A 22,349-nucleotide genomic window follows, 5' to 3' on the forward strand; every position below is an offset into this window, starting at 1 on the left:
TATTTTAAAAAAATGCAAATCTTTTTTTAAAATTTTCAATATAAAAGTTTATATTTTTATTTTTTTATATATAAAAGCTCTAAAAATTCAGCTTTTTGGTCTATAAAAGGTGCATGACCTGATTTATTAAATTTTATAAATTTTGCCTTAAAATTAAAATCTTCTAGAATTTCCTCTGTATCTTCTTGACTTACGATTTTATCATAAGCTCCCCATATAACTTTAATTGGAATTTTATTTTCTTTTAAAACTGATTTATCCATTCTAAAATTAGTCATAGCTTCCCAAAAATCTAAATTATTTCTTTGTAAAAGCATTTCTTGTGCAATTTTTTTCAAAAATAATTCTTTTGGTCTTGTAAAATTAAATAAATACTTAGAAAAATATTTTTCAGCTTCATAATAGGATGGTATGAAATTTTCAATCTTTTGGTATGGATTTAAATTATTTGTATAAAAATCTATCATAGGAAATAAATTTCTTGTATATTCATTTATATCAAGAAATATCCTATAGGGGGAATCATATCCCCTTGTGGATATAGAATCCACAAGGTAAATTTCATTCAAATATCCCCTCAGTTCTTTTAAAGTTTCCATGGCAACAGCACCACCTGCAGACCACGCAATTATTGTTAGATTTTTAAGATTAAGCTTACGTACAAATTCCACTACATCTCTTGCGTAGGTTTTCATTTGCCTAGCAGGAGTTTTATAGCTTGACCTTCCAAAACCTCTTAAATCAAGACCGTAAACATTATAAATTTCCTTACAGCTTTGATAAATATCTGTCCATATATAAGATGTAGCATAGTTTCCATGAATAAATAATAAATTTTTACTATTGTTTACATTTTTCTTATATGTGTAAAAAATATCTTCTCCGCTTGATAGTCTTAAAAAATTAGTATTCATCTTTCATAGATGCCTTATAAATTTGGACAACATCTTTTGCCTCTAAAGGCACAACTCCTCCAACATATCCATTTGATCTTTTTGCTTGTTTTTCTGCCATTTCTTCAAAATATTCATCAGTAATATTAAGCTCTTCAAGGCTCATTGGCAAGTTTAAATCATCCTTGAAAAATTTATATAAGGCTTCAATTCCCTTTTTAGCATTTTCCCTATAATTATTAGTATCTTCAACATCAAAAACATTTATTGCAAAATCGCTTAGCATTTTTTCTGTTTTTTCATTTAAAATATAATTTAAAAATCTTGGTGTCAAAATTGCAAGGCCCACTCCGTGAGTTATATCGTAATAAGCAGAAAGTTCATGTTCCATAGAATGAACAGTCCAGGAAGTATTTTTACCTTTGTTAAGTAAACCATTTATCGCCCACGCACTTGCCCATAAAATATTTGCACGAGCATTATAATTTGTTGGTTCTTTAAGAGCTATAGGACCAAATTTTATGCATGTTTTTAAAATCCCTTCAGCAATTTTATTTTGTAAATAACAACCATCATCTATGCTGAAATAATTTTCCATTGTATGACTCATAATATCTGCAACTCCTGATGCTGTTTGGTAGGGACTTACAGAATATGTAAATTCCGGATTTTCTATTGCAAAACATGGCACTAAAAGAGGACTTGAAAAAGATAATTTTTCCTTGGTTTGTGGATTGGAAACAACTCCAATAGAATCCATTTCTGAGCCTGTTGCTGCGATAGTTAAAATTACACCAATTTTTAAGGCTTTTTCAATTTTTACTTCTTTTTTTATAATCTTCCATGGATCCTTATCTGTAAATACTGCACAAGCTAAAAGTTTAGCTGTATCAATCACCGAACCTCCTCCAATAGCCAAAATAAAATCTAATTTATTTTCCCTAATAATTTCAAGACCTTCTCTGACCTTGTCTACTCTTGGATTAGGCTTTATTGCTGAAAGTTCCTTATAAAAAATATTATTTTCATCTAATAGAGAAATAACTTTGTCATAAATACCTATTTTTTTAATAGAACCTCCACCATAGCATATTAGAACTCTTGAGCCATTTTCTAAAATTTTTTCAGGTAAATATTTTAATTGGTCTTTACCAAATAAAATTTCTGTTTTTACTGAAAAATTAAAATCATACATAACAATACCTCTTTATCTTTTAAATAAATTTTTTCATTAAAAAGAAGAGTTCACAGACTCTTCTTCAGAATTTACTTTAATACAAATTTTTGTTGCCTATTAAATAGACCAAGTTGTGAACAAAACTATAATTTATTTATAGTATTAAAAATAGAAGATATCCTTAAATTTTACTTTTTTATTATTATTTTTCTATCATCAATATATAATATTAAGTTGCAATCTTCAAATTCAATAGGGATGAATAAATTATATGGTTTAAAAGCTATTACCTTTTTTCCCTTGCTTTCTTTAACTTCCAATTTATGAGAAAAAGCCTTAACATAAAGTTTTCCATCTTCTTCAATAAATTCAAATTCTCCATAAGCCTTATCTCTATAAATTCCCAAATATTTTGAAAAATCTTCATCTTTTAAATCTTTAAGTTTATCTTCTTTGGGAGATTTTTTTTCATTAATAGCCTTTAAATCCTTAATATATTTTTCTTGCCAATCTTTTTTTATTCCCAAAGCTTCATCAATAACTGATAGGGTAATTAATTCAGTTCCTTGAGCTTCATTTAAATTTGTCACAATACTTACTGCCATATCTTCTTCAGGCACAAGAATGTGAAAAGCTCTAAAACCATCGACAATTCCCCCATGGCTTATTAATTTTCTTCCCCTATAATTTTCTAGATACCAACCCATTCCATATGTTTTATTTTTTGAGTATGAAAGTTCGGGCATATTTGTATCTGGCCCTATAATAGTTTGTGGAGAATAAAGTTCTTCTTGTATTTTTCTATCAACTATTTTTTCGTTTCCATGCAAGCAAAAATCTAACCATTTCATCATATCTTCCATTGTTGAATAGATTGTTCCTGAACCGTTAGGAAATTTTGTAAATTCATAATTATAAGAGATTTCTTTATAAGTTCCATCTACAAAATCATAGGGTCTAGCCTTATTTTCATCAGGAGCAAATGAGCCTAATACATAAGTATTATTCATTTGAAGTGGTCCAAAAATATTTTCTTTTAAGTAATCCCCATAAGATTTACCTGATAATTTTTCAATGATAAGTCCTCCTAATATGAAGAAATATGATTGATAGCAAAAAGTATATCTTAAAGGCATAGTTGCAGGCAAATAAGCTAAAATTTTTAAAAACTCTTGTGGTTTTTTAAAGTTATTATTGTACCATGCTGCCAAGTGTGGTGGAAACCCTGTTCTATGTGAAAAGCCATCCTTAATCCTTAAATCTTTTGTTAAATAATCATCTTCCATTTTAAAATCTTCATACAATTGCTTTATGGGAGTATCAAAAGAATAGCCATTTTCATATAAGAGTTTTCCTAGGGCTACTGCTGTAAAAGCTTTAGTTTGTGAGCCTATAGCATAAATAGTATCTTTTTCCATGGGCAGATTGTTTTTAATATCTCTTAAGCCCATTGATACAATTTCTTTCTTGCCATTTTTTAATATGCCAAGATTAACACCTTGTAAATTAAATTCGTGAGCATAAGTTTTTAAGATTTTTTCTAATTTGTCTTTCAAAATTTACCTCCTAAGTTTTATTTATTTTCTACTATATATTTTTCAATATATTCATCATAAGTTATTGATTCATCTCTGTAGCTTCCATCAGGGAAAATTTCTATTATTCTATTTGCAATAGAAGAAATAAATTGATGGTCAAGAGATGTAAATAATATATTACCCTTATAGGAAATAAGCCCGTTATTTACCGCTTCAATTGATTCCAAATCTAAATGGTTTGTGGGTTGGTCTAAAACTATTACATTTGAAGAATTAATCATCATCTTGGAAAACATCATACGAACCCTTTCGCCACCTGAGAGGACATTTGCTTTTTTCTTTGTTTCATCTCCAGAAAACAGCATTTTCCCTAAAAATCCCCTAATAAAAATTTCTGATTGTTCTTCACTAAATTGTCTTAACCAATCTATTAAATTTAAATCTACACCATCAAAAAATTTACTGTTATCCTTTGGGAAATATTCTTTTGTTATAGTTTGTCCCCATTTCATTTGGTCTTCATAATTTTCTTCTTCCTCACAAATTGCTTGGAAAAATTTTGTAATAGAAATTTCATCACCAATAAAACCGATTTTGTCATCCTTATTTACTCTCATAGAAAAATCCTTTAAATAAGTTCTTGTATCATCTTTTAAGGTTAAATTATTTATGTTTAATATTTCCTTACCCACTTCTCTTGAAAGGTCAAAAGAAACAAAGGGATACCTTCTAGAAGACGGCTTTATATCATCAAGAGAAATCTTATCAAGAAGTTTTTTCCTTGAAGTTGCTTGTTTTGATTTGGATTTATTAGCAGAAAATCTTCTGATAAATTCTTCAAGTTCTTTTATTTTTTCTTCTTTCTTCTTATTTTCTTCCTTTGCCATCTTTAATGCCAATTGAGAAGATTCATACCAGAAGTCATAGTTACCTACAAATAAATTAATTTTGCCAAAATCTATATCCACCATATGAGTACATACTTCGTTAAGAAAATATCTGTCGTGGGATACGATTATTACAATTCCCGGAAATTCCATCAAAAAATCTTCTAACCACAAAACAGCTCTTACATCAATACCATTGGTCGGTTCGTCTAAAAGTAAAATATCGGGACTGCCAAATAAAGCTTGTGCCAATAAAACCTTAACCTTATCTGATTCAATTAAATCTCTCATGTAAAGGTTATGTTTATCTGTAGTAATTCCAAGACCTTGCAACAAAGTTGATGCTTCAGAGTCTGCTTCATATCCACCAAGCTCCCCAAACTCCGCTTCAAGTTCAGCCGCTCTAATTCCATCTTCATCGGAAAAATCAGCCTTCATATAAATTGCATCTTTTTCCTTTCCTATATCATAGAGTTTTTTATTTCCCATAATTACGGTGTCAATCACAAGATAATCTTCAAAGGCATAGTGGTCTTGGTTTAATTTTGACATTCTCTTATTTTTTTCAAGAGAAACTGTCCCGTTTGTTGGTTCCTTTTCTCCTGCTAATATTTTTAAAAAAGTTGATTTACCGGCACCATTTGCACCAATAATTCCGTAACAATTCCCTGGAGTAAAAATTAAATTAACATCATCAAACAATTTTTTATCTGGAAAAATTACAGAAACATTATTTACACTTAACATAGTCACTCTCCTCTATTTTATTTTATCCTAATTATAAGTGTAGAAAATATAATAGAATAAAATTAAACGCATTTTCTTTATCAAAAATTTTTATCTTTATTTATTTCACTACATCTTAATATTATCAAAAGAAATGTTTTTTAACAATTTATTTAGCAATATTTTCTATTAAATTGACTTTATATTTTTTTATCGTTATAATTCAAATAAAAGGAGCGCTTTGAATGTTGAATTTACTAGAAAAATCACCTTTAGAACGCAGAAAATTGATTCTTGAAGGCAATATTTTACCGACGTTAATCCTGCTCAGCCTGCCCACAATAATTATGGCAATTGTCCAATCTATGATTCCAGTTTTTGATGGATTCTTTTTAAATAATTATGGTGGTGTTCTTGTTGCTGGAGCGGTAACTTTTTGTGCACCTATTGTCAATATAATCAATGGACTTTCTATGGGCCTTGGTTCTGCTGGTATGGCAATAATTGGACAATTTAATGGTCTAGGCGATATAAAAAGAGTAAAGCATGCATCTTTACAACTTTTAGTTTTTGCTCTTGTTTTAGGCATCATCTGTTCACCACTTCTTTATGTTATCGGTCATATTTTAACCAACTATGTAAATAAAGATGTAGCTCCATACATATTGGAATATTTATCATTATATTCTTTTGTAATGCCCATGCTTTTTATGGCAGCCATTTATAATGGAATAAAAAATGCCTGTGGCCAACCCGAAGCAACACTTATAAGAATGGTTATGCTTTTAATTTTAAAAATTATTTTTTCTTTTATATTTTTAAAAATTTTAAGGCTTGGAGCAAAAGGTGCTGTATTTTCAAGTTTTTGCTCATATTCAATCATAACCTTATGGTTATTCTATGATTTATTTATAAAAAAATATGAATACCAATTATCTTTTAAAAATTACAGACCTGACTGGGCAACTATAAGACAATTTGTACGAATTGGTCTACCTTCCATGCTATCATCTATGTTTGTTTTTTTAGGATTTTTCTTAATAAATATGGAAGTTCAATCTTATGGACCAAAAGTTTTAGCCGCTCAAGGAATTGCTTCAAATATAAGTGCCCTTACTTTTACAGTCCCCTCATCAATTTCGACAACAATTACAACAATGATTTCTATGAATGTAGGCAACAATAACATTAAAAAGGGCAAAAGTATTTATTACGAATCATTAATAATAGGCTCTATACTTTCAATAGCTATGATTTTAATTATTACACCTTTTTCTAGAGCTTTTGTAAAAATTTTCCAAAAAACTGTAATGGATGGAGAAATAATTAATATTGCTACTCATGCCCTTAAAATTTATAATATTTCTGTATTCGGTTTCACCTTATTTATGATAGTTCAAGGAACACTTCTTGCTCTTGGTAGGACTAAAGTTACCTTTGTGACCGGATTATTAAGAGTTTGGGGATTTAGATACATATTTATAATTTTGACAAGACATATACTTGGTGTTGATGCAGTATTTTGGGGCAACTTATTTTCTAATACAATAGCTGCAGTAATTTATTTAATAATAATGCAGATGATTCCTTTTGAATCAAATATTTTAAATGAATAAAAAAATAATTTTGTATTTCTAATAAGCTAATGGTGAAAACTATTCTTTTATAATAAAAAACTCTCATAGATTTTTTAATCTATAAGAGTTTTTGTTATTTTTCATGAACTATTTTTCCAGTTAAATGCTCAATATTTAACCTATACACTAAAACGGCACTTCCGCTTCTTTTTATTACCTCATCGACTTCTTTTTCTGAAGTGTAATATTTCATAGCCAATTCTTTAACAAACTTTAAAGTTTCTTCTCTATCTTCAATCAATTCAATTTTGCCGTAGGCTATGGCACTTGAAACTTTATAGGACCAGCCATCTTCTGTAAGCACTTCGTTGCCAAAAGTTACAAAAGTTGCCCTGTTGTCTTTATTTATGCAGTCAATTTTATATCCCATCTTAGCTCCATGAAAGTATAATTTATTTTCCTCTGCATTGTAGAAATAATTTATTGGAAAAGAATGCGGATACCCATTTAATCCATTTACACTAAGGGTTGCTCTTTTATTATTTTTAAGAAGTAGCTTTGTATCTTCTAAAGAAATTTCATTTTTAACTCTTCTAATTTTTCTAAACATAATTCACCTCATACACAGAAATTCTTAATAAGATTTTATCATAGTCAATAAATATTTTATATGACTTCAAAAATAAAAAATTTAATCATAATATAATTTTTAAGTAAATATTTAAAACTATTGTAATTTTTCTGCAAATGTCTTTAAAAATATACCTACAACTTCATGAAATCTATTAATATTATTGATGTAGCAAAAATCCTTACCATAAATTTTCTTAACACTTTTTATATCCTCTTCTTCTCCTGTAAAAACACCAAAGGTATATATACCTTTTAATTTTGTCAAAAGTATTTCCTTGGCACTGTCCTTAACTGCATCTTCTTTTACATAATCTTGACCTTTGACTTTATTAGCACCAATAAGACCTAAATTTATTTCATCATTAGGCTTTCCATCAGAGAGAATAATTAAAATATTTCTTTTTCTGTAGTCTTTCTCAATAATGTATCTCATGTATTTTATTGCAAATCCATCTCTATTAGAACCAGTTGGATTGTAGTAAAATATATCTTTATTTTTTAATCTACTGTCCTTATAATCCTTAACTTTTCTAACTATTAAATAATTATAGAAATTATTATAAAAGACCACTCTTGTTTTAATATTCAATTTGCTAAGCGCCTCGGCAATTATATAAGATTCACTTGCTACTAAACTTTTTCTTTCTATCTGTGAAGCTGAAGAGTCTAAGAGAATATCTACATAAAGATCTTTTGAATCGTTTTTATTTATTTTTTCAAATATCCTTGAATCATTTAAAAACTTGTTTTTCCAAATATCTTTTACAATAATTTTCCCTGAATCGCTTTTTACTATCTCATCTTCCAAGTCCTGCAATAGAGAATTCTTTATGACCTCAGCAAGCTTACTAGAGGCTCTATCAAAAACCAATTTATTTTTATTATAATATTCTAAATTCTGCCTATATGAATTTTCCATTTCTTGAGCAAAATAAGAATTTTTATCTTGGAAATCACCGCAAGAGGTGAATATCTCTATGTGCTTATGGATTCCTTTTGAAATTTCTCTTTCAATTTTTTGGCTTTCAAACCTGGGCAAGGCTTCATTACCAAAATGCTTCTTAGTAATCTCATATAAGGAAACATTTAAGTCTATTTGACCTTTAATCTCCTCAGCCTTTATCCTTTTTTCTTCTTCATCCTCTACACCTGTAAACTCCGCTGAACCAATGTTGTATTTTTCAAGTTTCCAATCATCTATTTCTAATTCTTTTCTCATCATCTGTCTGAAATCAGCTTGCAACTTTTCTTTTTCTATAAATACTTCAAACTTTTTATCTTCTTCAACAGGTAAACTTTTATTTATATGGAAGTATTTAGAAAAAAGTTCTTGGCAGAATTCAATCACTTGAAAAGTATCATAGCTATGAAATCTTATAATTTCATTTATAAGATTTGAGCTAATATTTGAACAAACTGGAATTTTATCAGTTTTTAAGTCATAAAAAGTTTCTAAAAATTCTATTTTTTTATCTTTTTTAGATTTATTAATTTTTTCCTTAAATTCTTTTAAATAGTCTTGTCTAAATTCAAGGGTTCCTGGTCTTTCTCTTGTAATGTCATCCCAAATAACATTTTCTAAAATAATTCTTAGTAAAGTTTTTAGCTCATAACTATTTGATAAATTTTCTATAAACCTTTCAATATAATCTTTTAATAAACTCACATTAAAATATTTCCCTATATATCCCCAAAGTGATGCTGTATATTTATCTTCAACATTAAATAAGGGATTATTATTAAGCTTATAATTTTCTGCAATAGTCCAAGATATATTAAAAAGTCTTTCTTTATTAGTCAAAAAGGTCCTCACTTTTTATATTTGATGTAAATAAAGTTGCAACAACATCCATAACCACTTCTTTTTCATAAGTATCAAAAGTCTTATCTGCAAGCCCCATCTCAAGAGATGAATTTATAGAAAGTCCTCTTTTCATTAAATTTATTGCAGATAAAAGTCCTCTCAAATCTATTGATTTTGAAGATATTTCTGAATTCAACGACTTTTTTTGTAAATCTAAAAATAATTGGGCAAAAATAGGAATATATTCTTTTTTCAAAGACGTATTTTCTCCCATAAGTTTATACAAATCCTCTCTTGTTATTGTAGGCATATCAATTACAAGAAATCTTGAAACCAAGGCCTCATTTAAATCTCTTGTCCCAACATAGCCATAATTCATAGTTCCGATAAATCTTGAAGCCTCATGTAAATTTAACCTGTCATATCCAGGCACATCAATAATTCTTCTATAATCAAGAGCAGAGTGGACAACGGATAATGCTTCATTTTTTGCCATATTTATCTCATCAAAAATCACAAATCCACCATAAATTCCTGCTTGATAAACTGGTCCTTTTTTTAAAGTTACCTGTCCATCACGAAAAGTATCAGCGCCAATTAAGCTTGCCGGATCAGAATTTATATTTAGAGATATTGTCCACAAAGGTCTTTTAAAAAGATAGGCTAAATTTTCAGCTAAAACATTTTTACCTGTAGCCTTTGGACCTGTAAGAAGTATATGATTTCCGCTTAATATAGCTGCTATAGCTTTATTCCAAGTAAGATAGCCGTAATACTTATATTTAGGATTTGGTATTCTATACTCAATTTCATTATCTATTTTGTAAAATTTTATAAATTTATCAACTTCATTTAATAGTTTTTCGTCAACACCTTGTCTTATTAAAAATTCTTTCATAAAACCTCCTTGGCTTATTATACCTTAAATTGGTTTATATAGAGTTAAATTTTTACTTCTTTATTTTTAAAAATAAAGATAGAAATTTTAAGACTTGAAAAAATTTTTTTTATATGTTATTATGAACAAAATTTTATATGACATATATTAAGAATAGTAGGCATGAAAAAATTTTAGAGAGGAAGTGGCTGGTGAAAACTTCTATTTGGAAATGCTAAATCCACTTAATAGTCAGTTATTTTAAAGCGAACTAATAGTTAATTAGGGTGGCAACGCGGGTTCTCTCGTCCCTTTGGGATTGAGGGATTTTTTTATTTTTAGGAGGAAAAAAATGTTAGATATTAAACTGATAAGGACTAATCCGGAACTTGTAAAAGAAAATATCAAGAAAAAATTTCAAGATGAAAAACTAAAACTTGTAGATGAAGTCATAGAGCTTGATAAAAAAAATAGAGAAGCAAAAAATCATGGAGACGAATTGAGAGCTAAAAGAAATTCAATTTCTAAAGAAATTGGTGGCTTTATGAAAAATGGTCAAAAAGATAAGGCTGAATCTGCAAAACTTGAAGTTGCAAAAATTAATAAGGAACTGGAAACTTTAGAAGAAGAACAAAAAAAGCTTGATGAAGAAGTTAGACAAAGGATGCTTGTTATTCCTCAAATTATTGATGAAACTGTACCTATAGGTAAAGACGACAGTGAAAATGTTGAAATTGAAAAATTTGGAGAACCTGCGATCCCTTCTTATGAAATTCCTTACCATGTTGATATTATAGAAACTTTCGATGGAATCGACCTTGACTCATCAAGAAACACTTCTGGTGCTGGATTTTATTATCTAAAAGGTGATATTGCAAGACTTCACTCAGCAATTTTATCTTATGCTAGAGATTTTATGATTGATAGGGGCTTCACTTATTATATTCCACCTTTTATGATTCGCTCTGATGTAGTTACTGGAGTTATGTCTTTTGCTGAAATGGAAAATATGATGTATAAAATTGAAGGAGAAGATTTATATTTAATAGGTACAAGCGAACACTCTATGATTGGTAAATTTATTAATACAATTACCGATCAAGATAAGATGCCTTTAACTATGACCTCATACTCACCATGCTTTAGAAAAGAAGTCGGTGCACACGGAATCGAAGAAAGAGGAATTTATAGGATTCACCAATTTGAAAAGCAAGAAATGGTAGTTATATGTAAGCCTGAAGATTCAAAAAAATGGTTTGAAAACTTGTGGAGAAATACAGTAGACTTTTTCAGATCACTTGAAATTCCTGTTAGAACTTTGGAATGCTGCTCAGGAGATTTGGCTGATTTAAAAGTAAAATCTCTTGATGTTGAAGCTTTTTCACCTAGACAAAATAAATATTTTGAAGTTGGTTCTTGCTCTAATCTTGGAGATGCTCAAGCTAGAAGATTAAATATAAGACTTAGAGGAAAAGATGGCATATACCTTGCACACACTTTAAATAATACTTGTGTTGCTCCTCCAAGAATGCTTATAGCATTTTTAGAAAACCTACTTCAAGAAGATGGAAGCATAAAAATTCCTGAACCTTTAAGAATGTATATGGGTGGAAAAGATAAGCTTGTTCCTAAGAATAAATAATATATAAAATAGGGACTGTTGCAAAAGTCCCCTAATAGAAAAAGACGAAGAAACATTGAACTGACCCCCAAAAGTTGGACTTAAAAACAAACTTAAGGAGGTCAGTTTTTTAATGTCAAAATACAATTTAGAATTCAAACTAAAAGTAGTAAAAGAATATTTAGAAGAAAACATAGGATACCCATCACTTGCAAAAAATATAATATCAAATTAGAAGCAGAGGTAAGAAGATGGGTAAATGCATACAAAACACAAGGCTATGAAGGACTAGAAGTAAAGAGGCAAAATAATAACTACTCTTTAGACTTAAAACTAAATGTAGTAAACTTGTATCTAACAGGAGAAATGTCCTATCAAAGCCTAGCAAATGAATTGAAAATCAATAATCTGCCTATGATAGCTAGATGGTTAAAAGAATTTAGAGCTCATAAAATACAAAGCTTTTTAAGAAAAAAATATTCATTATAGCTAACTTTATTGAGTGCACCCATTTTTATAGGAAACAGGATAAATTTATCTAAAAAATATTTTAAAAGCATAAAACACGATGGCTAAACTTAAATGCTTGATAAAAAAAATGATGTTACAGAGTAGAATCATCTATTCTGCAACATCACCTTTAAAATTTAAGTTAAATTATTTTGTTTCTTTAACTTCTTCTTTTGCGTCTTTCTTTTCGTCTTTAACTTCTTTAACTTCTTTTTTGTCTTCTTTCTTTTCTTCTACTTTAACATCAGCCTTGAAGCCAAGTTTTTCTTTAGCTTCAACAAGTGCCTTAAGTTCATTTTCGAATTGTTCAGCAGTAGCTTTTTCATCATCTAGTAGAGATTTTGCAGCTGCAACAGCATTTTCAAAGTTAGATTTTAATTTGTCGTCAGCTTTTTTGTATGCTTCAGATTCACGAACCTCTTTTTCATTAACAAGTTCTTTTTTAACAGCTTCTTTAAGTTCTTCTAATTTAGGAGCAACTTTTTCTTCTTTAGCAGCTTCTTTTTCAGACATTAATAAAACAGAGTTAGTAGCCTTGTCATAGTCAACGCCAAAACCAAGAGCTTCGCCTAGATCTCTAAGCTTGTAGTAATTGCTGTCGTCAACCTTGTATGCAGTAGCAGTAAGAGCCTTGTCGCCAACCATTACCTTGTCGTTAGTAAGCATTCCCTTAGACATAGCCTTAACTTCTTTTTGGTCAGTTTCAGCAACCTTGTAGTCACTACCCTTAGTTAGAGTAACCATTGCGTCCTTGTATTCAACGCCAAATTTAGCCTTAGTGTCTTTTAAAACAGCAGCTAAATCTCTAAGTTTGAAGTAGTTGTATCCGTCAATATTGTATCCGTAGATTACAACATCTTTTCCGTCAAGCTTAACTTTTTGAGTAGTAGCCTTAACATCTTTAGTTTCAGTTTTAGTGTAAATTTGTGTTTGACCATCTGCTCCACCAATGTATTTAACACCAGGGTGTTCTTTTTCAAACTTTTCCTTAGCTTCTTTAGCTTCTTCTTTAACTTCCTTTGCAACTTCTTTAGTTTCTTTTACAACTTCTTTGCCTTTTTCTTCAACTTTTTCTTTTGCATCAGTCATAGCTTCTTTAGCGTCTTTTACCATTTGTTCAGCCTTAGTAGTTTCTTTAACTTTAGTATTAGCTTCAGTAGCAGCGAAAACTGGGCTAGCAGTAGATAGTAGCATGATACCTGCTAAAGATAGTGATGTAATTTTTTTGTTCATTTTTTATTCCTCCTAAAAAATATAAGATAACTTAATTATACAGAAAAGGGATAGGAAATCAATTCCAATCCCCAAATTCGTGACTTAATTTTACATTTTTAATATTTCTGTAACATTAATAATTAGAATAAGCGTAGACAAAACCACCGCTTGCATCAACAGCTATGAGGCTAGATTTTGTGTAGAAATTGTAAGTTCCAGCTTCGGGCGTGACTTGTTGATTTGCACCTAATTCATTTTCCTTTAAAAATCTTTTCTTATCCCCAACAAGGTCCATAAAGTCACGAGCAAGCTTCTTTGATTCTTCTTCACTTAAATGCTTTTCCAAGAAAGGATATTTTTCGCAAGGGAAGTAGTCAAACTTATAGAATCTTAAATTATTATTTTTATCAAAGATAAATCTCATGGATAAATTCTTCTTTTCATAATCCTTTAAAAACAACTCATAAACCTTGCCGTCTTTCACTTCTTCAACCCTAATGACCCCATCCTTTAAGTAGTCAGAAAGGTCAGTAACCTTCCTTATCTTATCAATAATAGCGAGGTCCTTTCCGTCTTTAGATAAATCCACATCACGAGTAGAATCTTTTTCGTAGCCATTGTCAATTGCACAGTAAAACTCTTTTTCATTCCACTCAAGCTTAGCCTTCATTGCATTGGCAAGAGCCCTTGCAGGCACATAAACTCTGTCCTTTAAAATGAAAGTAGGAGAATCAATTGTGTAGACAATATCGTCAATCCTATACTCATTAGAATCGACATAAAAAACAATTTTCTTGCCCTTGTTGATAATCTCAACCTCTTTAGTGTCTCCCTTCCAATTAACATCGGCGCCTAAATTTTCAGAAACAAGGCGAAGGGGAATGTGAATCCTGTCATTTTTCACAATAAAGTCCTTCTCAAAGACAATATTATTTATGACAAGGGTCATCGTTTTTTCGCTCTTGGCACTTACGCCAGTGAAGAGTAATAAAAAAGATAACAAAAATAAAAGTTTCTTCTTCATAAAATCACTCCTTTAACTAATTATAACACTAAAAAAGCCTTAAAGAATTTACAATAATATTAAGATTTCAAAAAAGGGGGCTAGCTTTTTTAAAAATCCTTATTTCTGATAATTCTCTTTGACCATGTGTATGATGCTATATATATAATAAAACTAAAAATTATAAAGTTTACAATTTTAAAAATTGTTGAAAAATCAAAATAATTCATCAAATCTACTCCAAAAAGATTCTTTATTATTTGGAAAATAGAGGGAAATATATAAATCAACAAAGTTATACTAGAATTATCACCATATTTTAATTTAATCGGTATTATAAAAGAGTATGCTGCCATTACTAAAGAAATGGCTACAAATACTATTAAAAAACTTTTAAATTCTATTTTTCCTATAACCAATAAATAATTAAAAGCAAATATTACTGATAATGCCATTAAAAAAATATTGACTAAAAAATTAAAATTCACAACAGCTTCCCTACTTATTGGATAGATAAGTAAACTGCTTATTAATTTTTCTTTAAATTGCATTGTGTTTAAAATATAATAAATTAAGGGAATAACTACTAAATATGCATTAAAATTTGCTGAAAAACTTAAAGTTAAAAAAATAAATAATAGTATGCCTATAGCAAAAATTATATTCATTATTTTATTTTCATATATAAATTTTATAAAGAGAGTTTTCATATTAAAATTCCTTTCTATTGATAATAAATTTTGATGCCACATAAGATATTGTCAAAAATATAAATGAAATTAAAACTATAATTATTTTTATGTCATTTATATTTATAGAATTATATATTTTAAAAGTTTTAATAGTTCCAAAACCTAATAAACCAAAACATAGAACGATAATTAATAAAAATAAAATTGGATATATTTTACCTTTATTTGCAAAAGCAAAAGCTAGGGGTAATAAAAAAGATATAAGGCTTAAAATAAATAGTAAGGAAAAGAGCGTTATGGCCAAATAAGCTGGAATTTTTATCATTATAAAAGATAATAAAATTAAGCCCATATAGATAAACCCAATTCCTATAAATTCAATATATTTTGCATTTACAAAATCACTTCTTTTTATAGGATACTTAAAATAATCCATATAATTTGAATTATTTACATCTCTAAGGCAATAATTTAATGATATTATTACTAATCCATAGCCTAGAATAAATCTCCCCAAAAAAACTTTATTATTAGCAGAATTTACTAAATTTAGCGATATTGAAAGGGCTAAAATATAAATAATTGATAATATTGTAGATTTAAAATTTTCGTAAAAATCTTTTTTTAAAATAGCTTTCATTATTTGCCTCTTTCATAAAATACCATTATTTGGTCAATTGATGGCTTTTCAAGTATTGCATCTTTATACTTGTTGGAAAATTCCTTTTTATTTTTTATAAGGACATCAGTATTATATTTTTCTTCTTTTATTTTAAGAAAATGTTTATTGTCATAATTACTTAAACTTTTAGAGTCTGTTTTCAAAATTCCATAGTCATATATTAAATCATCTTTGTTTTTTGAAAATACTAACTTTCCTTGAGAAATAAAACTTATATAATCAGCAATTTTTTCTAAATCACTTGTTATATGAGTTGAAAATAATATGCTTGAATTTTCATCTTTTATAAACTCAAAAAATATATCTAAAATTTCATCTCTAATTACAGGGTCAAGTCCTGAAGTCGGTTCATCTAAAATTAGTAATTTAGGATGGGAAGAAAGAGCATTTATAATTTTAAGTTTCATCTTATTTCCAGTTGAAAGCTCATTATATTTTTTATCCTTAGGAATTCTAAATTCACCAATAAGTTTATAAAAATAATCCTTATCCCATTTTTTATAAAGGCTCGCCATGATTTTTTCAATCTCTTTAATTTTCAAATTTTCTGTGAAAAACCCCTCATTAAAAACAACACCAATATCCTCTTTAATCTCTTTTGACATATGATTTCCAAAAACTTTAATATCTCCCTTGTATTTAACAAGATCCAAAATGGATTTTATTAAAGTTGTTTTTCCTGCACCATTTTCACCAATAAGACCCATTACAGTCCCACTTTCCATAGAAAAATTATCAATGGTTAAGTGAAAATCTCCATATGATTTTTCTAAATTATTAATTTCTATTGTTTTCATAAAATCACCTAAATCTTATATAAATTTTCTAAAATATCAAATAAATCTTTTTTCGACATTTTCAGATCTTGAGAAATTATAATAATATCTTTAAATTTTTCCTCAATTTTTTCTATTCCCTCTTCATAAAAAATCTCCTTATCTATGGAGCTAACAAAAGATCCCTTGCCTGCAACTGTATATATTAGACCTTCATTTTCTAATTCACTGTAGGCTCTTTTTGTTGTGATTACACTAACTTTTAAATCACTTGCAAGGCTTCTTAAGCCTGGAAGTGGGCTATCTTTTTTTAATTGTCCGAGAATTATAGCTTTTTTTATCTGATATTTTATTTGTTCATAAATTGGTTTTTCAGATTTTCCGGAAATAATTATATTCATCTAATCACCACTGTATATATTGTATATTAACAGTATATACTCATAAATTATTTATGTCAATATTCTTGACAAATTTTTTTATCTAAAATATTCTTATTTTGGGTGATTAAATGATTATTAAAGAAATTAAAGATAATGTAGGAATTATTACATTAAATAGAGAAGATAAAATAAACGCCTTAAATTATGAAATGTTTATTGATATAGAAGAAACTTTAAAAGAATGGGAAAATTTATCTGATGTAAAAGTAATTCTTTTTGATGCAGCAGGTCAAAGAGGATTTTGTTCAGGTGGAGATTTAAAAGAATTCTATGAGGCTTTTTTGACAAATCCTTCCTGCTTAAATAAACATGAATTTTTTAGTAAAGAGGTCCTTTTAGATAAATATATAATGTCCTATAAAAAACCAATTATAAGTCACTGGTTTGGTATTGTTATGGGTGGAGGCGTTGGACTTAGTATTCATTCTGATATAATTATCACAGATGAAACCACAAAATGGGCAATGCCTGAAACAAAACTTGGCTTTGTGCCTGATGTTTCTGTTGGGAAAAATATATCCACACTTCCTCAAGCTCTAGGTCAATATGTTGGTCTGACTGGAGCTATTTTAGAAGCATCTGATCTGATGAGATATAATTTTTCTCATATATTTTGCAGAAGCGATAATTATCAAAAATTGATAAGAGAATTATTTAAAGTAGCTAAGGAAAATCCGCAAGATAAAATTATTGAAAAATTCAAAGAAGCATCAAAAAATTATAACTTACCTATTAGAAATACTTATATATCTCAAAATATGGATAAAATCGAAAAATATTTTTCTAAAAATAGTGTAAAAGAAATATATAAAGACTTGAAAGATAATTTTGATGACTCTTTCGCATATAAAAATTATCACAATTTAAAAATTCGATCACCTTTAATGCTTAACGTTCAATTTGAAAAATATTTTATGTGTAAAAATTTATCTGCAGAGCAAACAATAGACCTTGACCTTCATATTTTAAATTACGCTACTGATAATGGTGATGTAGCCGAAGGAATTAGGGCTACAATGATTGATAAAGATGAAAATCCAACTTGGTCTGTAAAATCAATAGAGGATGTTGACATGAAAATTGTTATGGACATTCTAAATGAAAAATAAAGTCTTTGCATCAGCAAAGACTTATTAATTATAAAATTATTTACTTTTAAATCTTAAAACTTTTTGCACTTCTCCTATAACAAGGGGGAAGAAAGCACTTATTAAAACTACTGCCCATTCTCTTAAATCTAAATCTACCAGCTTAAAGGCGCTTGATAAAAATGGTATATAAATTACAGCAATCATTAGTAAGAATGAAAAAAGTGTTGCCATAAATAAACTTTTATTTGAAAATATTCCTATTTGGAAAATTGTTTTATCTACAGACCTTGCTGAATAAGACCTTAAAAGTTCTGAAAGTATAAGAGTTGTAAATGCCATAGACCTTGCCATCTCTAATCCATGACCACTTGTTCCAAACCAATTTAATCCTACTATATAAGATACTAAAGTCCCACAAGTTATAGCAATAGCTTGAATTGCAACAGTTATTTTTAAATTTCTATCAACGATTGATTCATCAACTTCTCTCGGTGGCTTATCCATAATATCATCCTCACCTTTTTCAACGCCAAGTGCCAAAGCAGGAAAAGAATCTGTTACAAGATTTAACCACAAAAGTTGAATTGGAATTAAAGGCACAGGCAGATTAAGAATAATTGAAATAAATACAATTAAAACTTCTCCTATGTTGCATGAAAGTAAATATCCCACAAATTTTTTAATATTGGAATAAATAATTCTTCCTTCTTCAACTGCATTTACAATAGTAGCAAAATTATCATCAGTCAAAATAACTTCGGCTGTATTTTTTGCAACATCTGTTCCAGTTATACCCATAGCTATACCAATATCTGCTTTTTTTATTGCCGGAGCATCGTTAACACCATCACCAGTCATAGCTACTATTTGTCCGTTCTCCTTTAATGCCTTAACAATTTGAACTTTATTCTCTGGTGAAACTCTTGTGTAAACTCTTTTTTCTTTAACAAGTTTTCTAAATTCTTCACCAGATAAACCCTTTAAATCTTTTCCGCTAACTGCTTGGTCTTCTGAGTCGGCGATTCCTAATTCTTTTGCAATTGCAAGTCCTGTTTCAAGATAATCTCCCGTAATCATAAATGTAGAAATTCCTGCACTCTTACATTTATTGATAGAGTCTTTAACTTCAGGTCTTGCCGGGTCTATCATCCCACTTAGACCAACAAAAATCATATCTTTTTCTATGCTTTGGCTCGTTAAATCTTTGGGCATTTCATTATAGTTTCTAAATGCATAAGATAAAACTCTTAGGGCTTCTTTAGCAAAACTTTTATTTTTTGTTAAAATTCCCTCTCTCATTTCATCAGTTAGATCCTGAATTTCTCCATTAAGAAAAATTTTATGGCACTTAGATAAAACTATATCGGCAGCTCCCTTTGTAAATGAAGAAACTTTTCCTTCAAAAAAGTTTTCGTGAAAAGTTGTCATCATTTTTCTATCAGAATCAAAGGGTATCTCTGCAATTCTAGGAAAATCTTCTTTTAACTTATCAATGGAATTTCCTATCTTTTCAGTAAAGGTTAATAAAGCTACTTCTGTAGGGTCGCCAATAATTTCTGCTTTATTATTATCATAATTAAGTCTTGCATCATTGGTCAAAGATGCTATAGAAGAAAGTATATATAAATTTTCTTCATCTGATAAGGATATTTTTTCTCCTTTATGAGAAATTTCTCCTTTAGGCATATAACCTGTTCCTGAAACATCAAATATCTTATCATCTACAAAAACTTTTCTAACCGTCATTTCATTTTGAGTTAAGGTTCCAGTTTTATCTGAACATATTACAGTAGTCGTCCCCAAAGTTTCAACAGCTAAAAGTTTTTTAACTATTGCATTTTTTTGAGCCATTTTTCCCATTCCAATAGATAAAACTATTGTAACTATTGCCGGAAGTCCTTCAGGAACAGCTGCCACAGCTAAAGAAATAGAAGTTAAAAACATCTCTTTAAGTTCGTGCTTGTATAAAAGTCCCACCACTAAAACAATTATACAAATACCAATAACTAAAATTCCCAAAGATTTAGATAAGCCTGCGAGTTTTTTTTGTAAAGGTGTTTCTTCCCTATCTAAGCTTGTAATAGATGATGCAATATCTCCTATCTCTGTATCATATCCTGTTCCTATAACCACACCCTTTGCTCTACCATAAGATACAATAGTTGAAGAAAAACAAAGATTAACCCTATCTCCAAGTTCTGTATAATCATTAAAAACTTTTTCAGCATCTTTATCGACTGGGACAGATTCGCCAGTAAGAGATGATTCATCGACCTTTAAATTATTAGATTCAATTAATCTTAAATCAGCAGGTATAATATCTCCTGTTTCTAAAATAACAATATCTCCTGGAACAATTTTTTCAGAATCAATCTGAATTTCTTTACCATCTCTTAGGACTTTTGACTTAGGTGTTGACATTTTTTGTAAAGATGCAATGGCTTCTTCAGCCTTTCCTTCTTGATAAATTGACAGAAAGGCATTTACAATAACTATAGCAACAATAATAAATGAATCAAGTTTTTCTCCTGAAAAGGCAGAAAAAATAGCAGCAACAATTAATATAATAATCATGGGATCAAAAAATTGGTCCTTTAATTTTTCAATAAGCGGTTTCTTTTCTTCCTTTTTCAGGGCATTAGGTCCATACTTTTCTAACCTATTTCTCGCCTCATCTTCTTTTAAACCTAAAGTTGAAGAGGACAATTTTTCAAAACTTTCATCTTTACTAAGCTCATACCAATTAATATTATCCATTTAAACTCCTTACATAAGTTAAAAAACGTAAAAAAATAAGTCTTAAAAAAGACTTTACTAAACTAATATTATTTACAACATTTTAAATAAAATCCCTTGAATTATAGAATTTCTTTATAATTTTCTAATATTTTATATAATACCCATTTATCTATTTTTAAATTATGTAAAGAAAAAATAACTTTACACAATATTTTTTTATTATGTAAAGTCATTTTTTATCATATGTTATTTTTTCTGTATTCGCTAGGACTAAGTCCTGTAAATTTTTTAAAGGATCTAGAAAAGTTTGATGGATTAGAAAAACCAACATCTTGAGCAATATCTGTAATCTCTTTTTCTAAATCTATTAGAAGTTTTTCCGCCTCAATCATTCTCAAATTATTTAGATACCTCATTGGCGTGTACTGAAATTTTCTAATGAATTTGTTGTTCAAATTTGTCTTAGATATTTTAAAATTTTTTGAAAGAAAATCTAAATTAATTTTCTCAGAAATATTTAACCTTAAATATTCTTCTATTTTATTTATATCATCTTGCAAATCTTTCTTGTAATATTTTTTCCTATTATCTGATAATTTTTTCTTGGATATTAAATAGATCAGTTCAAGGGTTTTAAGACATATTAACTTCTTGTCTTTATTTTTTAGAATTTCTATAAGTTCATTAGCCCTATATATTATTTTTTCATCTGAAATGATATAACCTATATCCTTGGTCCCCTCAACTATCCTTATAAATTCTTCAATAAATGTATAATAGTAAAAATCTTTTTCTAATTCTTTGGGAATAATAGAAATATTAAAGGCAATAGTCCTATCACTGGTTGAATAAGATTCTTTTGATTTAGGTATAGATTTGCCCACAAAAATCTCTCTTGTTATTAGGACCTTATTTTTATTAATATAGGTGTAATAATTTCCCTCATAAGAATATCCAATCCTGTAACCATACCTGCCATCATATTCAGAATCCTTGGCATTGTATTTGTGTTTAAAATCAATAAACATTATATAGACACCAGGAAATAACCTATAACAAGTAATCCTATTATCTTCAAAATCAAGATGCTTAAAATATAAAATATCTGCATCTTCAGTAGTTAATATTTTAAAGCCCCAACTCTCAATTCCTTTTCTTTTCATCTACAAATTCCACCACATTTCCACCAGCCATTTTTATAAATTCATAATCATGAGTGATAATTATAATAATTTTATTTTGCTCTTTCATTTTCTTTAAAAATTTTTATTAAATTAATCATATTTTTGTAACAAAGACCCGATGTTGGTTCATCAAGAATCACAATTTTTTTATATTCTATGCTTTAAATTAATTTAATTATTAATATACAAACATATACACCCAATAATGATAATTAAGCATCCCAGTATCTTACCCAAATATTTTTTGTTTGTTTTATCAGAAGTCAATATAGAATATGCAA

The 22,349-nt window shown here is 28.6% G+C and carries 19 protein-coding genes and 1 pseudogene; 4 read left to right on the forward strand and 16 right to left on the reverse strand.

The genetic code is table 11. From position 1 onward, the window contains the following. Positions 1–56 precede the first annotated feature (56 nt). The 4 genes from HMPREF9131_RS05130 to HMPREF9131_RS05145 all read right to left on the reverse strand — a co-directional run bounded on the left by HMPREF9131_RS05130 (position 57) and on the right by HMPREF9131_RS05145 (position 5,242). A complete protein-coding gene (locus HMPREF9131_RS05130; protein ID WP_009345795.1) occupies positions 57–914 on the reverse strand; it encodes an alpha/beta fold hydrolase in 858 nt (285 codons plus the stop codon). After that, entirely contained in the window at positions 904–2,088 is a 1,185-nt protein-coding gene (locus HMPREF9131_RS05135; protein ID WP_009345782.1) for an iron-containing alcohol dehydrogenase, read from the reverse strand. The genes HMPREF9131_RS05130 and HMPREF9131_RS05135 overlap by 11 nt, the downstream gene beginning before the upstream one ends. Positions 2,089–2,258: 170 nt before the next feature. Then, positions 2,259–3,626, reverse strand: coding sequence for a serine hydrolase (locus tag HMPREF9131_RS05140; RefSeq protein WP_009345789.1), 1,368 nt, complete (start codon positions 3,624–3,626; stop codon positions 2,259–2,261). A gap of 17 nt (positions 3,627–3,643) precedes the next feature. Next, on the reverse strand, positions 3,644–5,242 hold the full coding sequence (locus tag HMPREF9131_RS05145; RefSeq protein WP_004825002.1) for an ABC-F family ATP-binding cassette domain-containing protein: 1,599 nt from the start codon (positions 5,240–5,242) through the stop codon (positions 3,644–3,646). Between the two features lie 224 nt (positions 5,243–5,466). Between HMPREF9131_RS05145 and HMPREF9131_RS05150 the strand changes: the two genes are divergently transcribed. Continuing rightward, the gene (locus HMPREF9131_RS05150) at positions 5,467–6,837 is read left to right on the forward strand and encodes an MATE family efflux transporter (protein WP_009345785.1); all 1,371 of its coding nucleotides are present in this window, start codon (positions 5,467–5,469) and stop codon (positions 6,835–6,837) included. A 94-nt stretch (positions 6,838–6,931) separates the two neighbouring features. Here HMPREF9131_RS05150 and HMPREF9131_RS05155 read toward each other — a convergent pair whose 3' ends face one another. From HMPREF9131_RS05155 to HMPREF9131_RS05165, 3 genes are all read right to left on the reverse strand, one after another. Next, positions 6,932–7,408 (reverse strand): pyridoxamine 5'-phosphate oxidase family protein, encoded by a 477-nt coding sequence (locus tag HMPREF9131_RS05155; protein ID WP_009345797.1) that lies wholly within the window; start codon positions 7,406–7,408, stop codon positions 6,932–6,934. A 117-nt stretch (positions 7,409–7,525) separates the two neighbouring features. Next, positions 7,526–9,232: a hypothetical protein gene (locus HMPREF9131_RS05160; RefSeq protein ID WP_009345796.1), complete on the reverse strand. Its 1,707-nt coding sequence runs from the start codon at positions 9,230–9,232 to the stop codon at positions 7,526–7,528. Continuing rightward, a complete protein-coding gene (locus HMPREF9131_RS05165; protein ID WP_009345794.1) occupies positions 9,225–10,133 on the reverse strand; it encodes an AAA family ATPase in 909 nt (302 codons plus the stop codon). Before HMPREF9131_RS05165 ends, HMPREF9131_RS05160 begins: the two co-directional genes overlap by 8 nt. Before the next feature lie 331 nt (positions 10,134–10,464). Here HMPREF9131_RS05165 and serS point away from each other — a divergent pair, with 331 nt between their 5' ends. Then, entirely contained in the window at positions 10,465–11,754 is a 1,290-nt protein-coding gene (serS, locus tag HMPREF9131_RS05170; protein WP_009345759.1) for a serine--tRNA ligase, read from the forward strand. A 345-nt stretch (positions 11,755–12,099) separates the two neighbouring features. Further along, complete coding sequence (locus HMPREF9131_RS08960) at positions 12,100–12,222, forward strand: hypothetical protein (protein WP_009345754.1); 123 nt, start codon at positions 12,100–12,102, stop codon at positions 12,220–12,222. 168 nt (positions 12,223–12,390) lie between these two features. Here HMPREF9131_RS08960 and HMPREF9131_RS05180 read toward each other — a convergent pair whose 3' ends face one another. From HMPREF9131_RS05180 to HMPREF9131_RS05205, 6 genes are all read right to left on the reverse strand, one after another. Beyond that, entirely contained in the window at positions 12,391–13,476 is a 1,086-nt protein-coding gene (locus HMPREF9131_RS05180; protein ID WP_009345777.1) for a hypothetical protein, read from the reverse strand. Positions 13,477–13,591: 115 nt separating this feature from the next. Next, positions 13,592–14,482: a copper amine oxidase N-terminal domain-containing protein gene (locus HMPREF9131_RS05185; protein ID WP_009345778.1), complete on the reverse strand. Its 891-nt coding sequence runs from the start codon at positions 14,480–14,482 to the stop codon at positions 13,592–13,594. Between the two features lie 89 nt (positions 14,483–14,571). Then, positions 14,572–15,171 (reverse strand): ABC-2 transporter permease, encoded by a 600-nt coding sequence (locus HMPREF9131_RS05190; RefSeq protein WP_009345720.1) that lies wholly within the window; start codon positions 15,169–15,171, stop codon positions 14,572–14,574. A gap of 1 nt (position 15,172) precedes the next feature. Beyond that, positions 15,173–15,793: an ABC-2 transporter permease gene (locus HMPREF9131_RS05195; RefSeq protein WP_009345707.1), complete on the reverse strand. Its 621-nt coding sequence runs from the start codon at positions 15,791–15,793 to the stop codon at positions 15,173–15,175. Beyond that, positions 15,793–16,632 carry an ABC transporter ATP-binding protein gene (locus HMPREF9131_RS05200; RefSeq protein WP_009345770.1) on the reverse strand — a complete coding sequence of 280 codons (840 nt, stop codon included), beginning with the start codon at positions 16,630–16,632 and terminating at the stop codon, positions 15,793–15,795. The genes HMPREF9131_RS05195 and HMPREF9131_RS05200 overlap by 1 nt, the downstream gene beginning before the upstream one ends. 8 nt (positions 16,633–16,640) lie before the next feature. After that, on the reverse strand, positions 16,641–17,012 hold the full coding sequence (locus tag HMPREF9131_RS05205) for a GntR family transcriptional regulator (protein WP_004825108.1): 372 nt from the start codon (positions 17,010–17,012) through the stop codon (positions 16,641–16,643). A gap of 110 nt (positions 17,013–17,122) precedes the next feature. Between HMPREF9131_RS05205 and HMPREF9131_RS05210 the strand changes: the two genes are divergently transcribed. Continuing rightward, the gene (locus HMPREF9131_RS05210) at positions 17,123–18,163 is read left to right on the forward strand and encodes an enoyl-CoA hydratase/isomerase family protein (RefSeq protein WP_009345766.1); all 1,041 of its coding nucleotides are present in this window, start codon (positions 17,123–17,125) and stop codon (positions 18,161–18,163) included. Between the two features lie 36 nt (positions 18,164–18,199). Here HMPREF9131_RS05210 and HMPREF9131_RS05215 read toward each other — a convergent pair whose 3' ends face one another. From HMPREF9131_RS05215 to HMPREF9131_RS08695, 3 genes and pseudogenes are all read right to left on the reverse strand, one after another. After that, a complete protein-coding gene (locus HMPREF9131_RS05215) occupies positions 18,200–20,902 on the reverse strand; it encodes a calcium-translocating P-type ATPase, SERCA-type (RefSeq protein ID WP_009345712.1) in 2,703 nt (900 codons plus the stop codon). Between the two features lie 221 nt (positions 20,903–21,123). Beyond that, entirely contained in the window at positions 21,124–22,047 is a 924-nt protein-coding gene (locus HMPREF9131_RS05220; protein ID WP_009345776.1) for an AraC family transcriptional regulator, read from the reverse strand. Continuing rightward, positions 22,028–22,217, reverse strand: a pseudogene (locus tag HMPREF9131_RS08695) (ABC transporter ATP-binding protein); the annotation flags it as partial. The pseudogene HMPREF9131_RS08695 and the gene HMPREF9131_RS05220, both read right to left, overlap by 20 nt. Between the last annotated feature and the right edge of the window lie 132 nt (positions 22,218–22,349).

Origin of the sequence: Peptoniphilus sp. oral taxon 836 str. F0141 (assembly GCF_000179335.1) — a bacterium.
Lineage (GTDB): Bacteria > Bacillota > Clostridia > Tissierellales > Peptoniphilaceae > Peptoniphilus_A > Peptoniphilus_A lacrimalis.

Coding starts and splice junctions, on each gene's coding strand:
- serS (WP_009345759.1), top strand. CDS start 10,465: ATGTTAGATATTAAACTGATAAGGACTAATCCGGAACTTGTAAAAGAA.
- HMPREF9131_RS05195 (WP_009345707.1), bottom strand. CDS start 15,793: ATGAAAGCTATTTTAAAAAAAGATTTTTACGAAAATTTTAAATCTACA.
- HMPREF9131_RS05145 (WP_004825002.1), bottom strand. CDS start 5,242: ATGTTAAGTGTAAATAATGTTTCTGTAATTTTTCCAGATAAAAAATTG.
- HMPREF9131_RS05190 (WP_009345720.1), bottom strand. CDS start 15,171: ATGAAAACTCTCTTTATAAAATTTATATATGAAAATAAAATAATGAAT.
- HMPREF9131_RS05130 (WP_009345795.1), bottom strand. CDS start 914: ATGAATACTAATTTTTTAAGACTATCAAGCGGAGAAGATATTTTTTAC.
- HMPREF9131_RS08960 (WP_009345754.1), top strand. CDS start 12,100: ATGTCCTATCAAAGCCTAGCAAATGAATTGAAAATCAATAATCTGCCT.
- HMPREF9131_RS05200 (WP_009345770.1), bottom strand. CDS start 16,632: ATGAAAACAATAGAAATTAATAATTTAGAAAAATCATATGGAGATTTT.
- HMPREF9131_RS05150 (WP_009345785.1), top strand. CDS start 5,467: ATGTTGAATTTACTAGAAAAATCACCTTTAGAACGCAGAAAATTGATT.
- HMPREF9131_RS05155 (WP_009345797.1), bottom strand. CDS start 7,408: ATGTTTAGAAAAATTAGAAGAGTTAAAAATGAAATTTCTTTAGAAGAT.
- HMPREF9131_RS05215 (WP_009345712.1), bottom strand. CDS start 20,902: ATGGATAATATTAATTGGTATGAGCTTAGTAAAGATGAAAGTTTTGAA.
- HMPREF9131_RS05180 (WP_009345777.1), bottom strand. CDS start 13,476: ATGAACAAAAAAATTACATCACTATCTTTAGCAGGTATCATGCTACTA.
- HMPREF9131_RS05220 (WP_009345776.1), bottom strand. CDS start 22,047: ATGAAAAGAAAAGGAATTGAGAGTTGGGGCTTTAAAATATTAACTACT.
- HMPREF9131_RS05185 (WP_009345778.1), bottom strand. CDS start 14,482: ATGAAGAAGAAACTTTTATTTTTGTTATCTTTTTTATTACTCTTCACT.
- HMPREF9131_RS05135 (WP_009345782.1), bottom strand. CDS start 2,088: ATGTATGATTTTAATTTTTCAGTAAAAACAGAAATTTTATTTGGTAAA.
- HMPREF9131_RS05165 (WP_009345794.1), bottom strand. CDS start 10,133: ATGAAAGAATTTTTAATAAGACAAGGTGTTGACGAAAAACTATTAAAT.
- HMPREF9131_RS05205 (WP_004825108.1), bottom strand. CDS start 17,012: ATGAATATAATTATTTCCGGAAAATCTGAAAAACCAATTTATGAACAA.
- HMPREF9131_RS05210 (WP_009345766.1), top strand. CDS start 17,123: ATGATTATTAAAGAAATTAAAGATAATGTAGGAATTATTACATTAAAT.